At 68.8% G+C, this 3,988-nt stretch carries 4 protein-coding genes and 2 pseudogenes; 4 read left to right on the top strand and 2 right to left on the bottom strand.

Annotation, left to right across the window (positions count from 1 at the left end):
* The 4 genes and pseudogenes from ACE3S9_RS16150 to thiD form a co-directional block, all read left to right on the top strand.
* Positions 1-378, top strand: a pseudogene (locus ACE3S9_RS16150) (hypothetical protein); the annotation flags it as partial.
* Positions 379-427: 49 nt separating this feature from the next.
* Positions 428-580, top strand: coding sequence for a cbb3-type cytochrome oxidase assembly protein CcoS (gene ccoS, locus ACE3S9_RS16145; protein WP_374547502.1), 153 nt, complete (start codon positions 428-430; stop codon positions 578-580).
* Positions 577-1,767, top strand: a complete 1,191-nt coding sequence (locus tag ACE3S9_RS16140) for an MFS transporter (protein ID WP_374547501.1) — start codon at positions 577-579, stop codon at positions 1,765-1,767. Before ccoS ends, ACE3S9_RS16140 begins: the two co-directional genes overlap by 4 nt.
* An 18-nt stretch (positions 1,768-1,785) precedes the next feature.
* Positions 1,786-2,613 (top strand): bifunctional hydroxymethylpyrimidine kinase/phosphomethylpyrimidine kinase, encoded by an 828-nt coding sequence (gene thiD, locus ACE3S9_RS16135; RefSeq protein ID WP_374547500.1) that lies wholly within the window; start codon positions 1,786-1,788, stop codon positions 2,611-2,613.
* On the opposite strand, the gene ACE3S9_RS16130 is transcribed toward thiD, so the two are convergent.
* A complete protein-coding gene (locus ACE3S9_RS16130; RefSeq protein ID WP_374547499.1) occupies positions 2,597-3,445 on the bottom strand; it encodes an NlpC/P60 family protein in 849 nt (282 codons plus the stop codon). The genes thiD and ACE3S9_RS16130 overlap by 17 nt on opposite strands.
* A 52-nt stretch (positions 3,446-3,497) precedes the next feature.
* Positions 3,498-3,988 (bottom strand): annotated as a pseudogene (locus tag ACE3S9_RS16125) (leucyl aminopeptidase family protein); the annotation flags it as partial.

The raw sequence follows: 3,988 nt of genomic DNA, 5'->3' as shown, positions 1-3,988 counted from the left end.
GCCGCCCATGCCTCGCTGTCGCCGATCGACGCGGTTCATCTCACGCAAACCCAGGCCGATGCGGTCTTTCTCGGCGAAAAGCTCGCCCCGGTCGCCGCCGCGCTCGCCATAGCCGGTCAGGCGCGCGGGCTGATGCGCCAGAATCTCACTCTGGCGATCTGCTATAATATCATCGCCGTGCCGGTGGCGATGGCGGGCTATGCGACTCCGCTCTTCGCCGCTCTGGCCATGTCGGGCTCGTCGATCCTGGTCACGCTCAACGCCTTGCGCTTGCGCGGACCCGGCAAAGGCGTCACTGTTCTGCTGCGCGACGGCGCGGGCCGCGCGGCGCCGGGCGCCAAAGCGCCGCCCCCGGCGGCGGCCGCCCATCCAGCGTGAAGCCGCCGCCAAGTTCGATATAGCGCACGAAGTTCGATGGATTGACGCGATGAACGTCCTCATCTTCCTGATCCCCGCCGCGCTCGCTCTGGGCCTGCTGGCCCTTTACGGGCTGTTCTGGTCGCTGCGGCGCGGGCAATATGAGGATCTCGAAGGCGCCGCCTATCGCATCCTGCAAGACGACGACATCGAGAAGAAATGACGGCGCTGGACCGCTCCGCGCCCGCTGACGCCGCTCCGGGCGCCGCGTCGCCGGCCGCCCGCGCCGGCCGCATGGCCTGTTTCTGCCCGCCCGGCGCGCCTACGCCCGGCATGGCGCCGGATGCGACACGCTGGAGCCCCGGCGTGGCCGTTCTCGCCGCCGGCTTCGCTTTGGCGGTGCTGTCGCAAAGCCTGACGCTCGGCATGTTGCCGCTGGCTGGGCGCCTGCTGGCGCCATCGCCGCATCTGATGGCCGCGCCTTATGTCGCCATGCTGCTCGGCGCGGCGACGGCGACCTTCCCGGCCTCCTTCCTGCTCGACGCCTTCGGCCGGCGCGCGGCTCTGGCGCTCGGCGCGAGCCTCGGCGTCGCCGGCGGGCTCATCATGGCCTGGGCGCTGTCGGCCAGCCTGTTCGCGCCCTTCTGCCTCGGCGCCTTTTGGCTCGGCGTGGCGCAGGGCTTTTCGCTGTTCTACCGTCATGAGGCGGCGCTCGGATCGACCGCGGGGTCTCAGGCGCGCGCCGCGCTCATCGTGTTCGGCAGCGGCGCCTTCGCCGGCCTGCTCGGGCCGGCGCTCGCCTTGTTTGTGGCCCAGGCCGCTCCGGCGGCGTTATTCGCAGCCACGGCGCTGGCGGCGGCCTTCACGCAGGTGCTGGTGCTGGTTCTCGCGGTGCTGACCACGGCCCGCGCGCCGGTTCTGCCGGGCGCGGCGGCGCAGGATGAGGCGCGGCCGGACTGGCGCGCCTTTGTCGCGCCGACGCTCGTCGCCGGCCTCGCATGGTTCGGCATGACGGCCGCCATGGTCGCCGCGCCCGGCGCGATGGCCGGATGCGGCATCGGCGTTCCGACCGTATTCAGCGCCATTTCCTGGCACGTGATCGCCATGTATGCGCCGGCCTTTTTCACTGGCCTTATCGCCCGCCGGCTCGGCGCGCAAAGGGTCGCGGCGCTCGGCCTCGCGCTGATCGCCGCCGCCTGGGCCGTCGAGGCCTTCGCCGATGATTATTGGCGTTTCGCGGCGGCGCTGGTTATTGTCGCGGTCGGCTGGAGCTTCGCCACGGCGGGCGCCTCGCTGCGGCTCTATGGCCGCGCCCATCCTTCGCGCGCCATGCTCGCGGCGCATGACGCGGTTCTGTTCCTTTCCGCCATAGCCGGGGCCATGGCCTCGACGCTCTGGCTGCCGGTTTGAAATGTCGCAGGAGGCCGCATGACGGGCGTCGCCAAAGTGCTTTCCATCGCGGGTTCGGACCCGTCCGGCGGCGCCGGCGCGCAGGGCGACCTCAAGACCTTTTCCGCGCTCGGCGCCTATGGCATGGCGGCGCTCACCGCCTTGACGGCGCAGAACACGCTCGGCGTGCAGGGCGTGCATAATGTGCCGGCGGAGTTTGTTGCTGCGCAGATCGAATCGATCTTTTCCGACATCAAGGTCGATGCGGTGAAGATCGGCATGATCGGGACTGTCGCCAACGTCGCGGCCATAGCAGCGCAATTGAAACGGTTCCACGCGAAAAATGTGGTGCTCGATCCGGTCATGGTTGCGACCGGCGGGCATAGTCTCGGCGGCGACGAACTGGTCGAGCCGATCCGTGAAAAACTGTTTCCGCTCGCCCGGCTGGTCACGCCCAATCTGATCGAGGCCGCGTTGCTGGCGGGCGATCGCATGGCCGAAGGTCCGGGCGACATGCGCGCTTTGGCGCTCAAGCTTCATGCGCTCGGCGCGCCGGCCGTGCTGGTCAAGGGCGGCCATTTGCCGGAAGGCGACGCCTATGACCTGCTCTATGACGGGGCCGAATTCACCGAATTCGCCGCGCCGCGCCTTGCCACCCGCAACACCCATGGCACCGGCTGCGCCCTCTCGGCGGCGATCGCCGCGCGTCTCGGCCGGGGCGCGAGCCTGAAACAGGCCATCGCCGACGCCAAGGCCTTTCTCGGCGGCGCGCTGGCAGCGGGACGGGATTTCGAGATCGGCGCGGGCCACGGCCCGCCGCAGCATTTTTTCGCTTTGTGGGGCGGGGCGATTAAACGCGTCGAATAGCAGTAATTTCGGCGGCGTTCACAGAGCGCACGCGGTCGCGCACCGCGGTCAGCAATTCGCTGGCGACGGTCATGGTGTGGGCGTTGGCGTGGATCAGCAATTGCTCGTTCTGCATGATGCCGACATGGCCCGGCCAGAACACCAGATCGCCGCGGCGCAGCCCACGCAGGGTCTCGCCGAGATTGGCCGGCCGCCCGAGTTGCGTCTCCATCATGTCGGTGTCGCGCGGCGCGGCGACGCCGACCGCGGACAGGGTCACCTGCACGAGGCCGGAACAATCGATGCCGACATCGGTCTTGCCGCCCCACAGATAGGGCGTGTGCAGGAACATTTCGGCCAGCCCGACGAAATCGCTCAGCGGCCGGTTGTTCGGCGCCAGATGGCGCGAAAAGATGAAGCCGCCATCGCTCGTTTCCGAGAAATTGCCGGTGGCGGCGACGATCAGCACCTCCGCGTTGAAGGGCAGGGCGTCGAGCGGCGGCGATTTGAGATCGGGCGCGGAATAGATCAGCGTGTGGCGCGTGCGCACGCGATGGTTGGGCTTGGCGATCTTGTCGGTCAAGGCGTGGGATTCGATATAGCCGACATAGCGGTCGCGATCGAGCTGGCACCAGCTCCAGCCGTTCTTGTCCTCATAGACCAGCGCCGTCTCGCCAAAAAGCGCCTGGGTGTCGGTCGCGGCGCTTTCGGACGGGGCGCGGCGGAGGTCGGCATAGGAGGCGCAAATCTGCATCCGGCGGCCGGGGACGTAATGCTCCGCCTGCACCGTATCGCGCAAATGTTCGGCGGCGAGGTCGGGGCGCGCCGGGGTCAGTCTCTGGTCGTAGTTCAACGTGTCACTCCCGTCCGCCCGCGCGGGCGGCAACACCATTACAATGTCCCGGTTACCGAAGCTTTGCGGCGCCGAATTTCTCGCGCGCGAGATCGAAGATCAGCCGCGCCGCCTGCGCCTCGCCGCCCTCGGGACGGCCGGGCCGGGCGGCCGGCGTCCAGCCGTAAATGTCGAAATGGACCCAGGACGCGGCCTTGCCGACGAAACGACGCAGGAACAAAGCGGCGGTGATCGAACCGGCCATGCCGCCGGCGGGCGCATTGGTCAGATCGGCGACCTTGCCCTCCACCTTGGACTCATAGGCGGCCCACAGCGGCAGCCGCCAGACCGGATCGTTGACCGCCAGGCCGTGGCGCGCGATCTCGGCGGCCAGCGTTTCGTCGTCGGTATAGAACGGCGGCAGGTCCGGCCCCAAGGCCACGCGGGCCGCGCCGGTGAGGGTCGCGAAATCGACCAGCAGCTCCGGCTTGTCGTCGTCGGCATAGGCCAAAGCGTCGGCGAGGATGAGCCGGCCTTCGGCGTCGGTATTGCCGATCTCGACGG

Origin of the sequence: Rhodoblastus sp. (genome assembly GCF_041915505.1) — a bacterium.
GTDB lineage: Bacteria > Pseudomonadota > Alphaproteobacteria > Rhizobiales > Beijerinckiaceae > Rhodoblastus.
Note: the sequence above shows the minus strand (reverse complement) of the source record. Positions and strands in the feature narration are given on the sequence as shown.